Here is a 20,464-nt window from a genome sequence, read left to right as displayed (position 1 = left end):
AAGCCAATAAACTTGGCTCACGCTTTGCCCATAAGGGGTGACTGGCTCAGACCAGCTTGCCCCAAAGATCGTATTCGCCGGCCTCGTCGACTTCGACGGAAACGATGTCGCCGGGTTTAAGGGTTTCATAGCCTTCGTCGATGAACAGGTTACCGTCGATCTCGGGGGCGTCGGATGTGGTGCGGCAGGTGGCGGCCTCGTCATCGACCTCATCCACGATCACGTCGATTGTCTGGCCGACCTTCGCGGCCAGCTTGGCCTCAGAAATCGCCTGCGCTTTTTCCATGAACCGTTCCCAGCGCTCTTGTTTAACTTCGGCAGGGACATGTTCAGGCAGGTCGTTCGACCGCGCACCATCCACGTTTTCGTATTGGAAGCAGCCGACGCGATCCAGTTGCGCCTCGTCCATCCAGTCCAGCAGGGTTTGGAACTCTGCCTCGGTCTCGCCCGGATAGCCGACGATGAAGGTCGAGCGCAGGGTTATGTCGGGGCAGGTTGCGCGCCACGCCGCAATCTCGTCCAGCGTTTTGGCGGCTGCGGCCGGGCGGGCCATGCGTTTCAGAACGTCAGGGTGCGCATGCTGGAACGGAATGTCCAGATAAGGCAATACATTGCAGCCCGCATCCGCCATCAGTGGAATCAAATCGCGCACATGCGGGTAGGGGTAGACGTAGTGCAGCCGCACCCAGGCATCGAGCTGCCCCAGCTCGCGCGCCAGATCGGTGATGTGGCTGCGCACCTCGCGGTCTTTCCACGGGTTCACATCGTATTTGCGATCCAATCCATAGGCCGAGGTGTCCTGCGAGATCACCAATAGCTCGCGAACGCCATTGTCGACCAGCTTTTCGGCCTCACGCAGCACTGCATGGGCCGGACGGCTGGCCAGTTTGCCACGCATATCAGGGATGATGCAGAACTTGCACTTGTGGTTACAGCCCTCGGATATCTTGAGATAGCTGTAGTGGCGTGGCGTCAGTTGCACACTGGCCGCAGGCAACAGGTCCACAAACGGGTCCGGGTCGGGGGGAACGGCGGTGTGGACGGCATCCAGAACTTGTTCGTACTGGTGCGGACCGGTCACCGCCATGATGCGCGGGTGATGTTCACGAATGTAATCCGGCTCCGCCCCTAGACAGCCGGTCACGATGACCTTGCCGTTTTCCACCAGCGCCTCACCAATGGCATCCAGAGATTCAGCCTTGGCGCTGTCGAGGAACCCGCAGGTGTTCACAATCACGGCATCAGCGCCGGAATAGTCCGGTGAAATTCCGTATCCTTCGGCCCGCAGGCGGGTCAAAATCCGCTCACTATCGACCAGCGCCTTCGGGCAGCCCAGTGAAACCATGCCGATGGTGGGCTGGTTTAGACGCGGCGTGTCGGTGATCCGGGCAGAGGGTGCCAGGTCGGGGCGGAGGTTTGGCGGGTTCGTGCTCATGGCGCGGCATATAGTGGGGAACGCTTCCCCTTGCAAATGGCGGCAAGGCTTTGAATGATCTTTTCAACGCATGCCCAATAAGCGGAGAGCAGAAAAATGAAGTGGCTGTTGCGCATACTCTTCCTGTTTGTGGTCGCTTTCGGCCTTGTCATCGGCGCATTGTTGCTGATGCCGGGCGATAAGCTGGCCGCGATCCTGGTTGAGCAGGTCAAAAAAGAGACAGGCCGCGATCTGACCTTGTCCGGCGACGTGAACCTGTCTTTCTGGCCGGTTCTGGGCGTCGAGACCGGCCCTGTTACGTTCGGCAATGCGTCCTGGGCTGGGCCGGATCCGATGCTCAGTGCCGAAAGCCTTGCCGTTGGCGTTGATGCGGCCGGTTTGTGGAACGGTGATTTTCGGATACGACGCGTGCTGGCGGAGCAGCCGGTCCTGCGGCTGGAACTGTCAGATGGGCGCGGGAATTGGGAATTGAGCACCGCAAGCCCTCAACCGTCTCCGGGCGGTGGCACGGCGCCATCTGAGGCGTCGTCGCAAGGGGTGGTGACGCTTGACCGTTTGGAACTGACCAACGCGCGGCTGCTCTATATCGAAAACGGCACGACGGCTTATGACTTCTCGAATGTTGATTTGTCTGCCAGTTGGCCTGACCCTACTGCCCCGATGATAATGGAGGCGCGGATGGCCGTTCCGGGTGGCGCTGTGAAGGTGGACCTCAAAATCCCGGACCTGCCGGCCTATGCATCTGGTGCCGTGACGCCGCTGCAGCTGGCCCTGACTGCACCCGGAGGAGAGTTCGGATTCGACGGCCGCGTTAACCTTGCGGGTGAAATGGACGGCAATTTGGAGGTTAAGACCCAAAACACGGAAAAGATGCTGGCCGCCTTTGGGCAGGCTGGGGTCGGAGTGCCACTGGGGCTGGGTCGTGTCGCTGATGTGTCCGGGCATATGACCTATACAAGTGACGGCCGGGTGTCGCTGCGCGGTTTGGTGGCGCAGCTGGATGATAACCGTTTCACCGGCGAAGCTGATATCGAGATTTCTGACCCGCCAAAAATCACCGCGCGGCTGAAGGGTGGGGATATCGATCTGTCCCATTACAATGATGCGCCTGCATCGTCCGGGGGTGGCTCCGACGCGGCCACTGCATCGGCACCGGTTAGCGGTTGGTCCACCGATCCGATCGATGCCTCAGCCCTTGCTTTGGCGAACGGTGAGATCCGACTGACGGCCTCGTCCATTGCGGTTCCTGAAATCACCTTGGGGCCCAGCGACCTGACGCTCAGCCTTGATCGATCTCGCGCGGTTTTGCAGATGAAGCCAGCCACTTTATTCGCAGGACAGGTGACCGGGCAGGTGGTTGCCAATAACAGAAACGGATTGTCTGTTGGCGGTAAGCTGAACGCCCAAGGTATCGACCTGCAGCAAGCTCTTTCCACAATGGCCGGGATCAATCGTTTGACGGGGGCCGCATCAGGCGATTTTGAGTTTCTGGGCGTCGGCCAGACCGAGGATCAGATCATGCGATCCCTCAGCGGCAAGGGCAGCCTGAATGTCGGGCAGGGTGTTATCTCGGGCTTTGATTTGGATCGGCTTATGGGGCGGGGCAAAGGAACCGGAGGGACGACGGTGTTCAACAGCCTGACGGCCAGTTTCAACATCAATCAGGGGGTGCTGACCAACAACGATCTGCTTATGTCGCTGGATAATTTCCGGGCAGATGGAACGGGGCAGGTCGACATTGGCGCGCAGACTATTGACTATCTGTTCACGCCTACCGCGCTTAGGGCCAATTCCGGGCAGGGCCTTTCGGTACCGGTGCGCGTTGTAGGTCCGTGGGCCGATCCGTCGATCAAACCCGATCTGACCAAGGTGATTGAGGCCGCCGCCGAGGGCCAGCTCAAAGACCTTGAAGATGATGCCAAGCAAAAGGTGCTGGATAAGGTCAGTGATGAGTTGGGAACTGTGGTGACAGACACTGAAAGCGCCGAGGATGCTTTGAAAAACAAGCTGGAAGACGAGGCCCGCAAAGGTTTGCTCAAACTTCTGGGCGCGGACTGAAAGGGGCGCCCTAAGGCGCCCCTATCTCATTTGCATCAGATCGTCTGGTCGTAGTCGCCAACGCCGGGTTCGGTCCGGATCACGGCGTCGATATCTGCGAAAATGGCCCGCATTTCGTCTTCGCTATCGCTGCTTTCACAGACCACAACAAGGTTCGGCGTGTTCGACGAAGCTCGCACCAGACCCCAGCTGCCATTGTCCAGAATGACCCGCGCGCCGTTGACGGTGACAACCTCTTTGATCGCGCGACCGGCGAACTCCTCGCCCGCGTCGGCCTTGGCAACCAGCTTGTCGACCAGACGTTCGAGAATGTCGTATTTCTCAGTGTCTGCGGCATAGGGCGACATGGTTGGCGTTGACCAGGTCTTCGGCAGCGCCTTACGCAGGTCCGACATGCTCTTGTCTGGGTTGCGGTCCATCAGCTTGCAGATCTCAACCGCGACCCGCATGCCGCAGTCATAGCCACGCCCAATCGGTTCAGCCAGGAAGTAGTGGCCCGACTTTTCGAACCCGGCCAGCGCGTCAATCTCTTTAACCCGGCGTTTCATGTGGCTGTGGCCGGTCTTCCAGTAATCCGCTTTGACGCCATGGGCCTGCAGTTCGGGGTCGCTGGCGAACAGGCCGGTTGATTTAACGTCGGCCACGAATGTCGCGTTGGGGTACAGCTTGGCCAGATCGCGGGCCAGGATCACGCCGACCTTGTCTGCGAAAATCTCCTCACCCTCGTCATCCACAACACCGCACCGGTCGCCGTCACCATCAAACCCCAGCGCCATATCTGCACCGCTGGATTTCACGGTGTCGGCCATGTCGTGCAACATTTCCATGGCTTCGGGGTTGGGGTTGTAGTTGGGGAAGGTGTAATCCAGCCGGTTGTGGCTGGGCACCACTTCCACGCCCATGCGCTCGAAAATCTCAGGCGCAAAAGCCGAGGCCGTGCCGTTGCCGGTCGCGCAAACAACCTTGAGCGGGCGCGACATTTTGAAATCGCCGACCAGATCGTCGATGTAAGCCTCTTTCACGCCTTCTACGAATTCGTACGATCCGCCCTCGTGCGGAACGCCTTCGCCGTTCAGAACGATGTTGCGCAGTTCCGACATTTCGTCTGGGCCGTGGGTCAGTGGGCGCTCAAATCCCATCTTCACGCCCGTCCAGCCGTTCGGGTTGTGACTGGCAGTGACCATGGCCACCGCGGGCACATCCAAATGGAACTGTGAGAAATAGGCCATGGGGCTGAGAGCCGGGCCGATATCCTTGACCTGAATACCAGCCTGCATCAGGCCCAGGATCAGCGCGTTTTTGATCGCCAGGGAATAGTCGCGATAGTCGTTGCCGACAGCGATCACAGGCTCGATCCCGCGTTTGCGCATCTGGGTGCCCAGACCCAGACCCAATGCTGTCATGCCGGGCAGGTTGATCTCTTCGGGGTATTTCCAGCGGGCGTCGTATTCGCGAAACCCGGTGGGTTTGATCATCGGGTCACGCAAAAAGCTCCAGGTGTTCGGGGTCACCTCGGGGATGGGTTTGGTCATACTATCGCTCTTGATTAAATCTGAATCGGGTTGGCTTTGGCCAATGCATCAAAGCGCATCAATGTGTCAATCAATTGAGGCATTTGGTCCAGATAGATCATGTTCGGACCATCGCAGGGTGCGTTGTCCGGATCCTGATGCGTTTCCATGAACACTGCGCCAGTACCAACAGCCACAGCGGCCCGTGCCATGACCGGGGCGAACTCTCGTTGCCCGCCAGACGAACCACCCTGGCCACCGGGTTGCTGTACCGAGTGCGTGGCGTCCATCACCACCGGGTAGCCTGTCTGCGCCATTTGCGGCAGCGACCGCATGTCGGCCACCAGCGTGTTATACCCGAAGGACGAGCCCCGCTCCGTCAGCAGGATGTTTGTGTTCCCAGTGCTTTCGATCTTGGCCACGATATTGGGCATTTCCCAAGGCGCCAGGAACTGACCTTTTTTGACGTTGATCACAGCGCCAGTGTTGCCTGCAGCCAACAGCATGTCGGTCTGACGGCACAGAAAGGCCGGGATCTGCAGTACATCCACCGCCTCTGCGACGACGGCGCATTGCGCCTCGGTATGAACGTCGGTCAGAACCGGAATACCCATTGTCTTGCGGATGTCGTCCAGAACTTTCAGCCCGGCGTCAATCCCCATGCCGCGCGCCCCTGACAGCGAGGTCCGGTTGGCTTTGTCGTACGAGGCCTTGAAGACATACTGCGCACCGGCAGCATCGCAGGCCTCTTTCATTTTGCCGGCGATCATCTGAGCATGATCTGCGGTTTCAAGCTGGCAAGGGCCGGCGATGATCGTCAGTGGCAGATCATTGCCGACCGTGAGATCGGAGATTTTTACATGTTTCATGTGTCTTACGAGGATACCTGTTCACGAAGGACCGACGCGGTAAGCGAGATCATCAGGTAGATACCAGCAAACAACAGGAAAGCCAAAATCGTATTTTCGAACTTGCGCGGATAGGTAGGTTCTTCGCTGGCGACCGGGTTCACCGAGACCGTCAGATAGCGCACCTTGCGGTTGGCCTCGGTCCGGGTGGTTTCCATCTGTTCCATTGCGGTTTGCAGCATCATATCGCGGGCCACCAAATCGGCCTGGGCCATCTGGATCCGTACGCTCAATCGCGCCAGCGAATTTTCGCCCGCCGATACGTCCAGCATTTCTTCATTCAACTCAGCCAACACGGCCTCAAGCCGTTTGATGTCCGCGCGGACACCGTCAACCTTGGCCTGGTTGGGGCGCAGATTGTCCAAAAGGGCTGCCAGTTGCAGTTCCTTTTCCTGCAGCTCGATTTCGATTGCATTGATGCGCCCCCGCAGACCGGCAAGGACGTTTTCCGGGTCCAAAACCGCGCCCTGCAGTTGCAGCTCAATCAGTTCTTCCTGCGCTTTTCTGCGTTCTTCCTGCGCCAGTTCAAAACCGGCCCGGGCATCGCGCATCTGGTCCTCGCGCTTCAATTCCGTCAAGCCATTGATGGTATCTTCGGCGTAAGACAGCAGAAGTGCAGACAGTTCGACTGAAATCTCGGGACTTGGGGCGGCAACCTCCATGCGGATAATGCCGTCGCTTGGGTCATACCCGATGGTGATCATCCGCTTGTACAGCTTATAGGTATCTTCAAGGGTTGCGTCCTGTGGCAGGCGCTGGATTGGATCTATCCACTCCTGCTTGAAGATTTCCGAGAAATTGGTGTCATTCTCAAGCCGAACCAAAGCATCTTTGGACTCCAGAAATTCCTGCGTGGCAACCGAGTCCTGCGCAGTGGCGTATTGGGTGCCGGCCAGGAACCCGCCAAACGAAGCGCCGCCACCATCAGCCTGCAGGATCGAAAAGGCAGAGTCGCTTGCGTACATGGGCGTCGCAAACCGGTAGAAATAAACTCCAACGATCAGCGTCGGCAGCAAAACAAACACCGCCAGCCGAGCAAACAGGGCAAACAATTTGCGTCGGCGGCGGCGCGCGATGTCTTTTTGGATTTCACCGATTTCCAGGTTGCGCCGCTCCGCAGGGCTCAGCTCTGGCCCGGGCAGAGTTTGGGGCGTTTCTTTGATCGTCTGCGGCAGCTGGATAGTGATTTTGTCCTTGGCCTGATCTTCGGTGTCTTTCCTCTCGGCTGCCAGATCCAACAGATTGGCCCGCTCAAACGGGTCGATGCCCTTTTGACGCAACAATCGCACCGCATCATAGTCCGACGTCGCCGCCAGGCCGTTTTTCTGCGCAAGACGCCGTGCAACACGCAGTTGCCGACCGGTCAGGCCTTCGCGCTTGATCGCATCGATATCGGTCGCGGGCTGCGCGTCATTTGCGGCTTCGGATGGTTGCGTTGCTTTTCTGATGCGCGAAATGGCATCGGCGCGCGCGTCCGCCGAGCCCGCACCTTCGCGGTTGCGGCGCCAGCGGTATTTCTTAGCCTTGGGTTTGGTAGTCATATAGCTGTCGTGCCTCTTCCAAGGTTTCGAACATGTAAAGCTGACCGTCCAGTAAAACGGCGGCCTGCTGTGCAAACTTCTCAAGAACAGAGGGGCTGTGCGATACAATAACAAGGGTTGTAGTGCGCAACCGCTCTCTCAAAATGTCGCCCGCTTTCCTGTTAAACTCGACATCCGTAGTCGCTGGCATCCCTTCGTCGATCAGGTACATGTCGAAATCCAGTGCCAGCATCAGGGCAAAGGTAAACCGCGCCCGCATACCGGACGAATAGGTTCCCAGCGGTTGGTCGAAATACTCACCTAGACCGCATAGCCACTTGCAGTAAGCTTCGATGTAATCCGGGTCCATACCGTAGATTTTTGCAATGTAGCGGGCATTTTCCAGTGCGGACAGTTTCTTTGCCACGCCCCCCGAGAACCCCATCGGAAACGAGATCCGGCACGATTTGCGGATTACGCCTTCGTCGGGTTTTTCCAGCCCGGCCATCATGTTGATCAGCGTCGTCTTGCCGGTGCCATTGGGCGCTAGAATGCCGATAGACCGTCCAAGTTCGATCCGGAACGAGACCCTGTCCAGGATCACCTTGCGGCGCGTCCCGGTCCAGAAGGACTTGCTGACATTCTCGAACTCAAGCATTCAAGGCCTGCTGCTCTTGCGTTTGTTGCACCGGCCAGGCCGGTGAAGGAACGGAAAACTTACCGGTCCATATTGGCTACATTATGTCGAATTATGAAACAAATGATCAATGCGCGCGACAGCGACCATTCGGCACTGTGACTAATGCATCGGTTGGACCGCGGCAACGCGTTGACTATCTTTCAATTCGACCGTCAACCAGTTTGATGCAGGAAATCTTGCGATCTGATGAATTCGTTGCAGAAAGAGATAGAAGCTTGCCGTATATGTTCGGACAGGTTTCGGGCCACGCATACGGCGCACGAACCGCGCCCGGTGGTCTGGTTTCGAAATGGAACGCCGCTGCTTATTGCGGGGCAGGCGCCGGGCGCGAGAGTTCATGCTTCGGGCCGGCCGTTTACCGATCCATCCGGTGATCGTTTGCGTGACTGGCTTGGGATCGATGAAACCATATTCTATGACCGGGCTCGTGTGTCGATCGTGCCGATGGCGTTCTGCTTTCCCGGTTACAATGAGCGCAAGGCAGACCTGCCGCCACCGACTGTCTGCGGGAAAACATGGCACGACAGGGTGATGGGCGAATTGGGACAAGTGCCGCTGACCGTTTTGGTCGGTGGGCATGCGCACAAGTACCACCTTGGCGCGCGCGGCTCGGTCACGGACACGGTACGAGGCTGGCACGACCATGCGCCGCAGGTCTTTCCCTTGCCTCATCCGTCCTGGCGCAATACGGCATGGTTGAAGAAAAACCCGTGGTTCGAGGCCGAGTTGTTGCCGGTTCTGCGTGCCCGGGTGGAAGAGGTTCTGAATGACTGACACGACCGCCCTTGATGCCGCACACGCCACGATGGAGTCCGACCCGCAGGACGACGCGGCGCGGCTGCGTTTCTTTGAACGGCTTGCCGATAGCGAGCTTTTCCTGCTGCTGGCGGAAGAGGCACAGGACGAAAACATAACTCCTGAACTGTTTGACGTGGCCGATGGTCGGTTCGTTCTGGCCTTCGACCGCGAGGATCGGCTGGCCCACTTCGCCGAACGCCCGGTGCCTTACGTTGCGCTATCGGGGCGGGTACTGTCCGGGATGCTGGCGGGCCAGGAGATTGGTCTGGGGTTGAACCTTGAGGTCGCGCCGTCCTCGATGCTGATCCCAGCCGAGGCGTTGGGTTGGCTGGCCACCACCCTGGAGCACGGACCCGAAGAGGTGCAGCAACGTTTGGCCGAGTTCATGCCTCCTACCGGACTGCCCGATGTTTTGCTAAAGGCGCTGGACGCGAAGCTGGCCACAGCCGTCGGCTTGGCCGAGGCCGCGTTTCTGGTTGGAACCAGATCAGAGGATGGTGGTGCGGGGCATCTGCTGGGCTTCGTCGGCGTGGTCGAAGGGGCGGAGCCTGCATTGGCCAAAGCAGCATCTGAGGCGCTGACCTTTTCTGGCATCGAGGCTGGGGCGATGGATGTTGGCTTTTTCAGCCCACATGACGCCGCCGCAGCCGCATTGGCACGTGTAGGCCTGAAATTCGATCTGCCGAAGCCTGAACAAAGGGTCGTTCAACACATCACACCTGGCAGCGATCCGGACAAGCCACCAGTTCTGAAGTAAGCAGACCCCGCGACCGACCAGATCGCGGGGCCCTGCGTTGTTATTCCGCCGCGGCTTCCAGCTTGTCTTGCGTGCGGGTGTCAAAGTCGCTGGCGTCGTGACGCTCGTGCAACTGGGTGTGAGGCTCACCAAATGCTCGGTTGACCATGCGACCGCGCTGCACAGCGGGGCGTGCGTCAATCGCCTTGGCCCAACGCATCACATTCTCATAAGATTCCACATCCAGGAACTCGGCCGCGCTGTACAGACGACCCAGGACCAGTTGACCGTACCAGGGCCAGATGGCCATGTCGGCGATGGTATAGTCTTCGCCTGCGATGTAGGTGTTCTCGGCCAGCTGACGATCCAGAACATCCAACTGACGCTTGGTCTCCATGGCGAAACGGTTGATTGGATATTCCCATTTCTCGGGTGCGTAAGCGTAGAAATGACCAAAGCCGCCGCCCAGATAGGGCGCGCTGCCCATCTGCCAGAAGACCCAGCTCATCACCTCAGTCCGCTCGGGGCCCGACTTGGGCAGGAACGCGTCGAACTTTTCGGCTAGATGGAACAGGATTGAGGCGCTTTCGAACACGCGCACAGGCTTGTCACCAGACCGATCCCATAACGCAGGGATTTTTGAGTTCGGGTTGGCATCAACAAAGCCCGAGCTGAACTGATCACCTTCACCGATGTTGACTAGCCAGGCATTGTACTCGGCCCCTTCATTACCCAGCGCCAGCAGCTCTTCCAGCATGACGGTAACTTTGACGCCGTTGGGTGTCGCCAGCGAATACAGTTGCAGTGGGTGTTTGCCGACCGGCAGGTCCTTGTCATGGGTGGCGCCTGAGATGGGGCGGTTGATATTGGCAAACTGGCCGCCGCTTGCGCTGTCCCATGTCCAGACTTTGGGGGGCGTGTATGGGGATTGCTCGGTCATCTGTCGTCTTTCTCAGTAAAGTTCTGGTGAATTGTCCGTCCGTCACAACAGCTAATGTTGCAAAGCCCCGAGTCCAACCCCGGAGTAGCCGTAGTTTTGTAACAATCGGGCTCAATCTTCTCACGTTTTTTCATCCGATCTCACAGCGGCGCGAGCGGGACTGCCCATCGGGGAGAAATTACCTATTCTCTCAGCAGACGTTCAACTCCGAGGACAAAAGGATCTACCACATGAAACGCTTTGCCCTGACTTTCGCGACTGCTCTGACTCTTGCCCTTCCGGCTTTTGCCGGGGATCAATATGTGGACGGCACCGGGTTTGCTGTGTCGGGTTATGACGTTGTCGCCTATCGCGGACTGGACCAGGCACCGATTGGCCAATCCCAGCCCGAAGGTGTGCGCGGTCATGCCGACATCACTGCGGAATATAATGGCGCGACATGGGCATTCGCGACCGAAGAGAACCGTGACAAGTTTCTCGAGAACCCGGCTTACTATGCTCCGCAATACGATGGTCACTGTGCCTATGGTGTCTCGAAAGGTGGCAAAGTTCCGGCCAACCCGAACCTGTGGCGGATCGTTGATGACAAGCTGTACCTGAACATCACCGACGTTGTTGTTGGATTCTTCGAGGAAGATGTCCCTGGCAACATCAACCTGGCGGAAGGCAATTGGCCGGGTATCGAAGGTGATGCCGCATCGACCAGCGTTATTCCGAAATTCACCTCGGAAGGTCCGGTTGCAAACTAAGCTGCCGCTCATCTAAAATCGAACCCGGTCTTCACCAGGCCGGGTTTTTTCTGTTCAGCCCGCCAGCCAGAAATCATCCCGCATCTGCTGGTCCGCATCGAACTTGATGCGCACGCTTTTGGCACCGGGGAACTTGCGCGCGGCGATCGTTTCAGGGACCACAACTTCACCCGCGCCAGTGTCCTTGGATTGAAAGCTCAAAACTTCAGTTTCCATCCGCCGGGCCGAAGCCAAGAACGAGGTCGGCAGCGCCACTCGGTTCGAGCCTTCCTGCACCGGGGTCGGTACAAAATAGGTTAGATGGCGGCCATAGAACCCAACTGCGTCCGGGACATGGTCCGCGTCGGTGGTGCTCTGCGGGTTTGGGTTTTGTGCGTCGCCTTCGGGGCTGTGCCCCAGCGCTGTGTTCAACAGCACCCGGCAGGCATCTATGTCCGAGCTTTCCAGCTCGATCACGCGTTTGCGCAGCTTTGGTCGCCGGGGTGAGCCAGTAGTTTTACCTTTGGTCGCCAACCCTTCGCGACGCAAAAAGTCGTAAGCTTCCTTGGCGCGCGCAAAATGGGTGCAGTCGCCGTTTCTGTGATCCGGATGAGCGTGAAACGCAATGTGACGCCAGGCATCTCTGATATCGTCGGACCTTGCTGTCTGGTCCAATCCCAGCGCCGCTAGTGCGTCAGCGCGTGCATTAATCTTTTCGACAGGCTCCATACCCAAAACAACTCTTTAAACAAACACCACAATCTCAGTTTGAAGAGGAGCGGGGTTTTGTCAAATTTTAGCTGAACTTTATTGCGACTTTGGGGACAGTTGCCCCAAGGCTGAGTCATTGTTCACGCTTGAGTTTTGGTGGCCAAATAGGCCTCAATTCTACAAAAAAACCCGGAGCCTAAGCAGGATCCGGGCGAAGGTGACCATCTGGAAGGTTCAGGCGACGTTCTGCAGTTCGGCCCGAGGTGTAATGCCCAGGGCAAAGCACACATCCCGCGTCAGCTCTGGCCGGTTCAGCGTGTAGAAATGCAGCTTATCCACACCGCCATCGATCAGGTCGGAACACAGCTCGGTGCACAGCGCAGTGGCCAGCAGATCCTCACGATCATCGCGAATCGCCTTTTCAAAAGCGTTTTCGATCCACTCGGGGACATGCGCGCCACACCGGCGGGCAAAATTGCGAGCGCCTTTCCAATTCTCAATCGGCAGAATGCCGGGGACGATAGGCTTGTCGATGCCAGCCTTGTCGCAAGCATCGCGGAACCGAAAGAACGTTTCGGCCTCGAAGAAGAACTGGGTCAGTGCCTCGTCCGCCCCGGCGTCCAGTTTGGCCTTGAGCCAGTCTACATCCGCCGCAAAATCCTGCGCCTCAGGGTGCTTGTCAGGATAGGCGCCGACGCGAATGTTGAACTTTCCGGTATCGGACAGCGCCGAGATCAGTTCGACCGAATTGGTGAACCCGTCGGGGTGAGGGATGAAACGGTCCTGACCTTTGGGCGGATCGCCACGCAAGGCAACAATATCCTGAACACCCGCGCGTGCAAAGGTGTCGGCAATCTCAAGCGTCTCCTGACGCGAGGCATCAACACAGGTCAGATGCGCAGCCACCGGCAAGCCCGACGATTTATGCAACGTTGCCACCGCATCGCGCGTCAGCTCGCGCGTGGTGCCACCGGCGCCATACGTGACCGAAACAAAGCGCGGCTCTAGCGGCGCCAAGGTCTGAACCGTATCCCAAAGGCGGAAAGATGCCTCCAGAGATTGCGGCGGGAAGAACTCGAATGAAATCTCAGGTGTCGTCATAACTGCCTCACAGGTCCAATCTCTTGCCCTTGTGCCAGTTCGCGCGTTGTGAGACAAATTCATATTACTCAAGAACAACATGAGTCTCATTGCAATGCACATCGAATTCCGACACCTGCGTACCATCAAGGCCATACACGAATGCGGTGGATTGGCCCGTGCGGCGGATCAGTTGAACATCACGCAATCGGCGTTGAGCCATCAAATCAAGGGGTTGGAGGACCAGGCTGGGGTCGAGCTGTTCCTGCGCCGATCCAAGCCAATGAAGCTGTCGGCTGCGGGGCTGCGCCTGTTGCGGCTGGCGGAACAGATCCTGCCGCAGGTTGAGGCGACGCAACAGGAGTTTTCATCCCTGCGCGACGGGCGCACCGGCCGGATGCATATCGCAATCGAATGCCACGCCTGTTTCGAATGGTTATTCCCGGTTCTGGAAGCCTTCCGTAAATCCTGGGGCGATGTGGATGTCGATATCCGTCCGGGTTTGGCGTTCGACGCCTTGCCCGCCCTGCAGAAGGAAGAGGTCGATCTGGTCGTCTCGTCCGACCCCGAAGATCTGCCGGGCGTCGAATTCATAAAACTATTCGACTATGACGCGGTCTTCGTTGCGGCCTCGTCCCATCCGTTGGCGCAGAAGGAATACATCGAGGCTGAAGATTTCCGGGGCCAGACCCTGATCACCTATCCCGTCGAACGGACCCGTCTGGATATATTCAGCCAGTTGCTCATCCCTGCACGTGTCGAACCCGCTGCGATCCGGCAGGTTGAACTGACCGCTGTGATCTTGTTGCTGGTCGCCTCGAACCGCGGTGTGTCGGTGCTGCCCGACTGGGTCGTGCGTGAGGTGAAGTACAATTCTGACTATGTTACCCGCCCGCTGACCAAGGACGGGATCACCCGCAGCCTGTATGCAGCCGTGCGGTCTGAGGACCTTGAAAAACCCTATGTTCAGGAGCTGATCGAACTGGCCGGAACCGAGGCGCGCAAGCTGCAGGCCCAGTAAGCGCGAAACGCTGGTCTGCTATGCGCATCATTCCTCTTGGCAAGGGCGCATTGCCCCAGTATACGCGCGGTTTGACCGGACAGGAGCCTTTGGACAATGGTTGGCAGTGCAAACCTCAACATCATGATCAAAGCCGCGCGCAAAGCGGGGCGTTCTTTGGTCAAGGATTTTCGTGAAGTCGAGAACCTTCAGGTGTCGATGAAAGGCGCGGGCGACTTTGTCTCCAAGGCGGATATCGCGGCCGAGGAAATCCTGAAAGAGGAACTGCTGGGCGCGCGTCCGACCTATGGCTGGCTGGCCGAAGAGGGCGGTTCCATACCCGGAGAAGATCCAACCCGCCGCTGGATCGTCGATCCGCTGGACGGCACCACCAACTTCCTGCACGGCCTGCCGCACTGGGCAATCTCGATCGCGCTGGAGCACAAGGGCAAGATCGTCGCTGGCGTAATCTACGACGCCGCCAAGGATGAGATGTTCTTTGCCGAAAAAGGCGAGGGCGCGTGGATGAACGATACCCGCATCCGTGTCTCGAGTCGTCACCGCATGATCGAGTCGATCTTCTCGACCGGACTGCCCTTTGGTGGTCGCTCCGATCTGCCTGCAACGCTGCAGGATCTGGCCCGTCTGATGCCTGCCTGCGCCGGCGTTCGCCGCTGGGGCGCGGCGGCGCTGGACATGGCTTATGTGGCTGCCGGTCGTTACGAAGGGTTCTGGGAACGTCGTCTGAACGCTTGGGATGTGGCCGCTGGAATCATCATCGTGAAAGAGGCCGGTGGCTTCGTACAGGCCCTGAACCCCGAAGGCAGCGTGTTGGACGATGGTGAAGTGATCTGTTCGAACGAGCCGATCTTTGATCAATTCGCCAAGGTGATCCGGGGCTAATCACCCGACATACCAGTTGAGCAAGCGCGCCCCGATTGAGGCGCGCTTTTTCGTTTCAAAGGACGGCGCGCTGGGCCAAACCAGCCTCCTCCGCCAAACATGCGGCGACCGATGCAACTGCGAGGTCTTGCAGGCCAACTCCTGTTCCATCGAATAGAGTGACTTCTTCGTCTGACTTGCGCCCCGGATGGCTGCCGTTGATGACGGCACCGATGGGGGTGATCTGATCCTCGGTCAGCGTTCCATCTGCAATTGCATGCTGCGCCTCGCCGAGCGTTATAGACTGCGCGACCTCGTCGGTGAAAACAGTCGCACTGGCCACCAGTGAGACATCGACCTCTTGCTTGCCTTTGGTATCGGTGCCCATACACGCCAGATGGGTGCCGGGTTTGATCCAGTCGTTCATCAGCAGCGGTTCGAAGGCCGAGGTTATGGTGATGATGACATCCGCCTGCGCGCCCAGTTCTTCTTGGCTGACTGACTCAAATTCCAGACCGATCTCACGCGCAACCGCTTCCAGGCGCGGCAACATGTCGGGGTGGGGGTTCCAAGCGACCACCTTCTCAAAGTCGCGCTGGTCGGCGGCGGCGCGCAGTTGGAAGGTGGATTGGTGGCCTGCACCGACCATTCCCAGAACCTTTGCATCCTTCCGAGCCAGATGGGCGATGGACACCGCCGAGGATGCAGCCGTGCGCACGGCGGTCAGGTAGTTGCCGCCGACTAGCGCTGACAGTCGCCCGGTATCGGGGTCAAACAGGAAGACGGTGGACTGGTGATTAGTCAGGCCCTTGTCCATATTGCCGGGCCAGTAGCCGCCGGATTTGACACCCAGCACCTGGCCTGCGCGGTCAAAGCCTGACTTGAATCCGTAAAGCGCGTCGGCATAGCCGATGGCTTCACGGATGACCGGAAAATTGTACGCATCACCGCGCGCCATAGCGGCAAAGACGTCCTGTACCGCGTCGAACGCCTCGGCGCGGCCAACGAGTTTCTGGCAGAGGTCCTCGCCAACGATTAGCAGGGGTTTATCCGTCATATCTTTCATGATCCTTCCCTCGCCTCAGAACGCCTTGCCACGTGCGGAGACAGGCCAGAGGGTTTCGACCTTGCCGTCACGCACACCCACATACCAGTCATGCACATTGGCGGTGGGGTCGCAGTGGCCGGGCACGAGATGCAGCTTGTCATTGACCTTCAGAACGCCTTCAGGGTCGGACACAACACCGTGCTCGTCCGAGCATTTGACGTATTCCACATCCGAACGCCCGAAGATCACCGGCAACCCACTGTCCACTGACTGCGCCTTAAGGCCCGCATCAACGATGGCCTTGTCCGCCTTGGCATGGCTCATGACGCTGGTGAGGATGAAGAAAGCGTTCTCCCATTCACCACGATCGATGCGGTTGCCGTTTTCGTCGAGGATGCGGCCATAGTCAGCATCCATGAAGGCATAGGAACCGCATTGTAGTTCGTTATAAACGCCTGAGGTGCTTTCAAAGTAGTAGGACCCAGTCCCACCACCTCCGACGATGTCGCATTCCAAACCTTCAGCCTTCAACCCGTCCACGGCGTCCTTCACCTGCGCCACGGCGATATCAATCTTGGCCTTGCGGTCTTCGTACAGATCCATGTGCTGCATCGCGCCCTGATAAGCCTGGATACCGGTGAACTTCAGCCCCGGAGCCGCATCAATGGCCTTGGCGATGGCGATGACTTCGGGCGTGGTAGTCACGCCGCAGCGACCCGCGCCGCAGTCGATCTCGACCAGACATTCGATCTGGGTGCCATGGCGCCGCGCAGCCTCGGACAGATCGGCCACATTGTCGATATCGTCGACGCAGCAGATCGTTCGCGCACCCAGTTTGGGCATCCGCGCCAGACGATCGATCTTGGCCGGGTCGCGCACCTGATTGGACACAAGCACATCCTTGATGCCACCACGAGCAAAGACCTCGGCCTCAGACACCTTTTGGCAGCAGATACCGCAGGCGCCCCCCAATTCGACCTGCAGCTTGGCCACGTCGACGGATTTGTGCATCTTGCCATGCACCCGGTGGCGCATGCCGTGGGCCTTGGCGTAATCGCCCATCTTCTGGATGTTGCGCTCCAGCGCGTCCAGATCCAGCACCAGTGCGGGCGTCTGAATTTCGGATGCGTCCATGCCGATGGCGGCGGGGATGTCGTATCCGACCTCAAGCTGCTCGATATTTGTAGGCATATTCATCTCTCTTCCTCCTCAGCCCTGAATCCAAGGCAGTTTGTCCAGATCCACATTGCCGCCGGTGATGATCACGCCGATGCGTTTGCCCATGAAGGTCTCAGGGTGCTTTAGGATGGTCGCCAGCGGCACGGCGCTGCTAGGTTCCATCACGATGCGCAGGTGCTTCCAGATGGTCTTCATGGCGACGACGATTTCGTCTTCGCTGGCAGTGTGGATGTCGCTCACGAAGTTCGACACGAAGTGCCACGTGTTTTCCTTCAACGGTACTTTCAGCCCGTCCGCGACGGTAACCGGTGCGTCATCGGCAATGATGTGACCGGCTCTAAAGCTGCGACAGGCGTCGTCGGCTTGCTCCGGTTCGGCGGCATAGATCTTAACCTCGGGCGCAAGGTTCGACAGAGTCAGGCAGGTGCCTGAGATCATGCCGCCGCCGCCTATGGGTGCGACCACCGCGTCTAGACCCTCGGTCTGTTCCAGTAGTTCCGCCGAACAGGTCGCTTGCCCCGCAATCACGCGCGGGTCGTTGTAGGGGTGTACGAACTCGCCACCCGTACGGGCCTGCACCTGGGCAAACACTGCCTCGCGCGAGGTGGTCGAGGGCTCGCATTCGGTTATGATCCCACCATAGCGGCGCACCGCATCCTTCTTGGCCTGCGGTGCCGTGCGCGGCATCACCACGTTGCAGGGAATGCCCCGGCGACCGGCTGCGTAAGACAGGCTTAGCGCATGATTGCCGCTGGAATGGGTGCAGACCCCGCGCTTCGCGGCCTCGTCATTCAGGCCGAACACCGCGTTGCAGGCCCCGCGCACCTTGAAGGCTCCAGCTTCCTGAAAGTTCTCGCATTTGAAGAACAACTGCGCGCCGGTCAGGTCATCAAGGTAATCAGACCGCAGCACCGGGGTGCGGTTGATATGGGGCTTGATCCGCTCATGCGCTTCGCGCATGTCGGTGAGCGTCAGGCAATCGGCTGTAGTCATGTTATCCAACATAAAGGGCTCCTTACGCGGCGGATTGCATGGGGTTGGCGTGGCCTGCGCGGAAATACTCTTGCGCTGCCGCCACGCCGCTGCCCAGTTCGATAGGATAGTTCAGATCTGCCATCGCCATCTCAATCGTGGCGAGGCCAGACAGAACCATGACATCCGTCAGACTGCCCAGATGACCGATGCGGAACGCCTTGCCGTTCATCTCGCCCAGACCGATGCCAAAGCTTACGCCATATGCGCTGAAGGCGTGGTCGGTCAGCGCATTGCTGTCGAATCCTTCAGGCACATAGATCGCGCTGACCGTATCCGAGTAGAGATCAGGCGACTGCGCCACCAGCTCCAGCCCCCAGGCGGCGGTAGCTTTGCGCACGCCTTCGGCCAAGCGGAAGTGGCGGGCGTAAACGTTGTCCAAGCCTTCCTCGAACAGCATCTTCAAGCTTTCGCGCATGCCGTAGATCAATTGCAGCGGCGGGGTAAAGGGAAAGCCGCCAGAGGCGTTGGCGCCCATCATGTCACGGAAATCAAAAAAGGTTCGCGGCAGTTTAGCCGTCTCCATCGCGGCCAGCGCCTTAGGGCTGACACACAGGATCGCCATGCCGGTCGCCAGCATGAAGCCCTTCTGCGAGCCCGACACCGCGATATCGACACCCCAGTCGTCGAACTCAAACGGCATCGAGGCCAGAGAACTGACGCAATCCACGAACAACATTGCCGGGTGGGCGCTGGCATTCATCGCCTTACGCACCGCCGAAATGTCCGAACGTACCCCGGTGGCTGTTTCATTATGGGTGACCAAAACCGCCTTGATCTCATGGGCTTTGTCCGCGGCCAGAGCTTCGGCGAACTTATCCGCTGGTGCACCACTGCCCCATGGGCATTCGATAATCCGTACGTCCAGACCGTGGCGCTGACACAGATCGATCCAGCGATGGCTGAACATGCCGTACCGCGCCACCAAAACCGCGTCACCTGGGCTGAGTGTATTCGTTACTGCAGCCTCCCATCCGCCCGTACCGCTGGCGGGGAAGGTGACGACCCGGCCTGCTGTTGTTCCGAACACTTTTTTACTGTCCTCAAGAACGGGCGAGAAAGTCTCAACAAAATCCGGCGCGCGGTGGTCTTGTGTCTGGACTTGCATCGCCAATCGCAGACGATCCGGGATGTTCGTCGGGCCGGGTATGAAAACGGGGTTCTGAGTGGACATCACTAAATTCCTCCAAGATGGGATTCAGTGTCGGGGAAACGGTCTTCACGTGCAATTTTCTTGAAAAATATTTTCATTATTGCGATTAAATAATTAAGGTGCTGAAAAAGATCATTTTTTCGTTTTTCATTTTCGAATACTGAAAATGATGATTTCGAAAAAATCGCAGTGAACCAAAGGGGAGAGCCAGAAATGGAGACTCAGAAGAGGCCACGCGGCAGGCCGAAATCGCTGTTCAAAGAAAGCTCGGCCGGGACCATGCAGTCACTAGATCGGGCGCTGGGCGTTCTGACCACGGTTGCGCGGATGGAGCGTGCCGCGCTCAGCGATTTGGCCCGTGAAGTTGACGTGCCCACGGCGACCACGCACCGCATTCTGGCCACTCTGCAAAAGCATGGGTTCGCTACCTTCGACGAGGAACGGCAGGAATGGATGATCGGGATCGAGGCTTATCGGACCGGAGCGTCGTTCCTGCGGCGCAACAGCGTGATTGAGATCGGTCGTCCGATCCTGCGGCGCCTGATGCAGGACAGCGGCGAGACCGCCAATCTGGCCGTGCCGGATGGGGCAGAAGTTGTTTTTGTCGGGCAGGTTGAGACACTGAATCCGATCCGGGCGTTCTTTCCCCCGGGTGCTCGGACACCGATGTATGCGTCCGGCACGGGCAAGGCGATACTGGCCGCGATGAATCCGGATACGGCGGGCAAAGCCCTCGGTTCTGTCGATCCAGAACGTTTTACGGAACACACGCTGATACCCGGTTCGGACCTGTCGGCGGATTTGGAAGAAACCCGTGCGCGGGGTTGGTCTTATGACCACGAGGAACGGTACGAGGGCATGTCCTGTATCGGGGCCGCCATCTACAATGATCGCGCAGAGCCCTGTGCGGGGGTTTCCGTCTCGGGTCCGTCTGTCCGTTTTCACGCGGACAGGGCGCCGGAACTTGGCGCCTTGGTCAAAGACGCCGCGCAGGAGATCACCCATCTCAGCGGTGGCCGGATGCCGGATCAGACAGAAAGCTGAC

19 protein-coding genes are annotated in these 20,464 nt (G+C 58.6%); 7 read left to right on the top strand and 12 right to left on the bottom strand.

Features of this window, described 5'->3' with window-relative positions; genetic code table 11:
* Nucleotides 1-46: 46 nt before the first annotated feature.
* Nucleotides 47-1,435, bottom strand: a complete 1,389-nt coding sequence (gene rimO, locus ACXAGD_RS12070; protein WP_475210924.1) for a 30S ribosomal protein S12 methylthiotransferase RimO — start codon at nucleotides 1,433-1,435, stop codon at nucleotides 47-49.
* A 96-nt stretch (nucleotides 1,436-1,531) separates the two neighbouring features.
* Between rimO and ACXAGD_RS12065 the strand changes: the two genes are divergently transcribed.
* Complete coding sequence (locus ACXAGD_RS12065) at nucleotides 1,532-3,493, top strand: AsmA family protein (RefSeq protein ID WP_475210923.1); 1,962 nt, start codon at nucleotides 1,532-1,534, stop codon at nucleotides 3,491-3,493.
* 35 nt (nucleotides 3,494-3,528) lie between these two features.
* Here the strand turns inward: ACXAGD_RS12065 and ACXAGD_RS12060 are convergent, their stop codons facing one another.
* Genes ACXAGD_RS12060 through ACXAGD_RS12045 form a run of 4 tightly spaced genes read right to left on the bottom strand, consistent with a single transcriptional unit; the run spans nucleotide 3,529 to nucleotide 8,090 of the window.
* Nucleotides 3,529-5,025, bottom strand: coding sequence for a phosphomannomutase/phosphoglucomutase (locus ACXAGD_RS12060; protein WP_475210921.1), 1,497 nt, complete (start codon nucleotides 5,023-5,025; stop codon nucleotides 3,529-3,531).
* A gap of 14 nt (nucleotides 5,026-5,039) precedes the next feature.
* Entirely contained in the window at nucleotides 5,040-5,873 is an 834-nt protein-coding gene (gene kdsA, locus ACXAGD_RS12055) for a 3-deoxy-8-phosphooctulonate synthase (RefSeq protein WP_475210920.1), read from the bottom strand.
* Nucleotides 5,874-5,878: 5 nt separating this feature from the next.
* Nucleotides 5,879-7,453 (bottom strand): KpsE/RkpR family capsule polysaccharide export protein, encoded by a 1,575-nt coding sequence (locus tag ACXAGD_RS12050; protein ID WP_475210917.1) that lies wholly within the window; start codon nucleotides 7,451-7,453, stop codon nucleotides 5,879-5,881.
* Nucleotides 7,431-8,090 (bottom strand): ABC transporter ATP-binding protein, encoded by a 660-nt coding sequence (locus ACXAGD_RS12045; RefSeq protein WP_475210915.1) that lies wholly within the window; start codon nucleotides 8,088-8,090, stop codon nucleotides 7,431-7,433. The genes ACXAGD_RS12050 and ACXAGD_RS12045 overlap by 23 nt, the downstream gene beginning before the upstream one ends.
* Nucleotides 8,091-8,318: 228 nt before the next feature.
* Between ACXAGD_RS12045 and ACXAGD_RS12040 the strand changes: the two genes are divergently transcribed.
* Both ACXAGD_RS12040 and ACXAGD_RS12035 read left to right on the top strand, forming a co-directional pair.
* On the top strand, nucleotides 8,319-8,906 hold the full coding sequence (locus tag ACXAGD_RS12040; RefSeq protein WP_475210913.1) for a uracil-DNA glycosylase family protein: 588 nt from the start codon (nucleotides 8,319-8,321) through the stop codon (nucleotides 8,904-8,906).
* Nucleotides 8,899-9,687: an SseB family protein gene (locus ACXAGD_RS12035; RefSeq protein ID WP_475210911.1), complete on the top strand. Its 789-nt coding sequence runs from the start codon at nucleotides 8,899-8,901 to the stop codon at nucleotides 9,685-9,687. The genes ACXAGD_RS12040 and ACXAGD_RS12035 overlap by 8 nt, the downstream gene beginning before the upstream one ends.
* A gap of 40 nt (nucleotides 9,688-9,727) precedes the next feature.
* Here ACXAGD_RS12035 and yghU read toward each other — a convergent pair whose 3' ends face one another.
* Complete coding sequence (gene yghU / locus ACXAGD_RS12030) at nucleotides 9,728-10,606, bottom strand: glutathione-dependent disulfide-bond oxidoreductase (protein ID WP_475210910.1); 879 nt, start codon at nucleotides 10,604-10,606, stop codon at nucleotides 9,728-9,730.
* Nucleotides 10,607-10,836: 230 nt separating this feature from the next.
* Here yghU and ACXAGD_RS12025 point away from each other — a divergent pair, with 230 nt between their 5' ends.
* Complete coding sequence (locus ACXAGD_RS12025; RefSeq protein WP_475210909.1) at nucleotides 10,837-11,355, top strand: YHS domain-containing (seleno)protein; 519 nt, start codon at nucleotides 10,837-10,839, stop codon at nucleotides 11,353-11,355.
* Nucleotides 11,356-11,409: 54 nt separating this feature from the next.
* On the opposite strand, the gene ACXAGD_RS12020 is transcribed toward ACXAGD_RS12025, so the two are convergent.
* Both ACXAGD_RS12020 and metF read right to left on the bottom strand, forming a co-directional pair.
* The gene (locus ACXAGD_RS12020; RefSeq protein WP_475210907.1) at nucleotides 11,410-12,063 is read right to left on the bottom strand and encodes a DnaJ domain-containing protein; all 654 of its coding nucleotides are present in this window, start codon (nucleotides 12,061-12,063) and stop codon (nucleotides 11,410-11,412) included.
* 216 nt (nucleotides 12,064-12,279) lie between these two features.
* Entirely contained in the window at nucleotides 12,280-13,146 is an 867-nt protein-coding gene (gene metF / locus ACXAGD_RS12015; RefSeq protein ID WP_475210906.1) for a methylenetetrahydrofolate reductase [NAD(P)H], read from the bottom strand.
* Nucleotides 13,147-13,240: 94 nt separating this feature from the next.
* On the opposite strand from metF, the gene ACXAGD_RS12010 reads away from it, so the two are divergent.
* Nucleotides 13,241-14,146 (top strand): LysR family transcriptional regulator, encoded by a 906-nt coding sequence (locus ACXAGD_RS12010; protein WP_475212584.1) that lies wholly within the window; start codon nucleotides 13,241-13,243, stop codon nucleotides 14,144-14,146.
* Between the two features lie 96 nt (nucleotides 14,147-14,242).
* Nucleotides 14,243-15,028 (top strand): inositol monophosphatase family protein, encoded by a 786-nt coding sequence (locus ACXAGD_RS12005; protein ID WP_475210905.1) that lies wholly within the window; start codon nucleotides 14,243-14,245, stop codon nucleotides 15,026-15,028.
* 55 nt (nucleotides 15,029-15,083) lie between these two features.
* Here the strand turns inward: ACXAGD_RS12005 and bhcD are convergent, their stop codons facing one another.
* Genes bhcD through bhcA form a run of 4 tightly spaced genes read right to left on the bottom strand, consistent with a single transcriptional unit; the run spans nucleotide 15,084 to nucleotide 19,440 of the window.
* Complete coding sequence (bhcD, locus tag ACXAGD_RS12000; protein ID WP_475210904.1) at nucleotides 15,084-16,073, bottom strand: iminosuccinate reductase BhcD; 990 nt, start codon at nucleotides 16,071-16,073, stop codon at nucleotides 15,084-15,086.
* Nucleotides 16,074-16,088: 15 nt separating this feature from the next.
* A complete protein-coding gene (gene bhcC, locus ACXAGD_RS11995) occupies nucleotides 16,089-17,252 on the bottom strand; it encodes a 3-hydroxy-D-aspartate aldolase BhcC (RefSeq protein ID WP_475210903.1) in 1,164 nt (387 codons plus the stop codon).
* 12 nt (nucleotides 17,253-17,264) lie between these two features.
* Nucleotides 17,265-18,239 carry a beta-hydroxyaspartate dehydratase BhcB gene (gene bhcB, locus ACXAGD_RS11990; protein WP_475210902.1) on the bottom strand — a complete coding sequence of 325 codons (975 nt, stop codon included), beginning with the start codon at nucleotides 18,237-18,239 and terminating at the stop codon, nucleotides 17,265-17,267.
* Nucleotides 18,240-18,249: 10 nt separating this feature from the next.
* Nucleotides 18,250-19,440 carry an L-aspartate--glyoxylate aminotransferase BhcA gene (gene bhcA / locus ACXAGD_RS11985; protein ID WP_475210901.1) on the bottom strand — a complete coding sequence of 397 codons (1,191 nt, stop codon included), beginning with the start codon at nucleotides 19,438-19,440 and terminating at the stop codon, nucleotides 18,250-18,252.
* A 192-nt stretch (nucleotides 19,441-19,632) separates the two neighbouring features.
* Here bhcA and ACXAGD_RS11980 point away from each other — a divergent pair, with 192 nt between their 5' ends.
* Nucleotides 19,633-20,463, top strand: coding sequence for an IclR family transcriptional regulator (locus tag ACXAGD_RS11980; protein WP_475210900.1), 831 nt, complete (start codon nucleotides 19,633-19,635; stop codon nucleotides 20,461-20,463).
* The last annotated feature ends 1 nt before the right edge of the window (nucleotide 20,464 follow it).

The sequence above is a fragment of the Ruegeria sp. ABF4_144 genome, assembly GCF_056160045.1.
The sequence above is the reverse complement of the archived record's forward strand: the minus strand, read 5'-3'. Positions and strand labels throughout refer to the sequence as shown.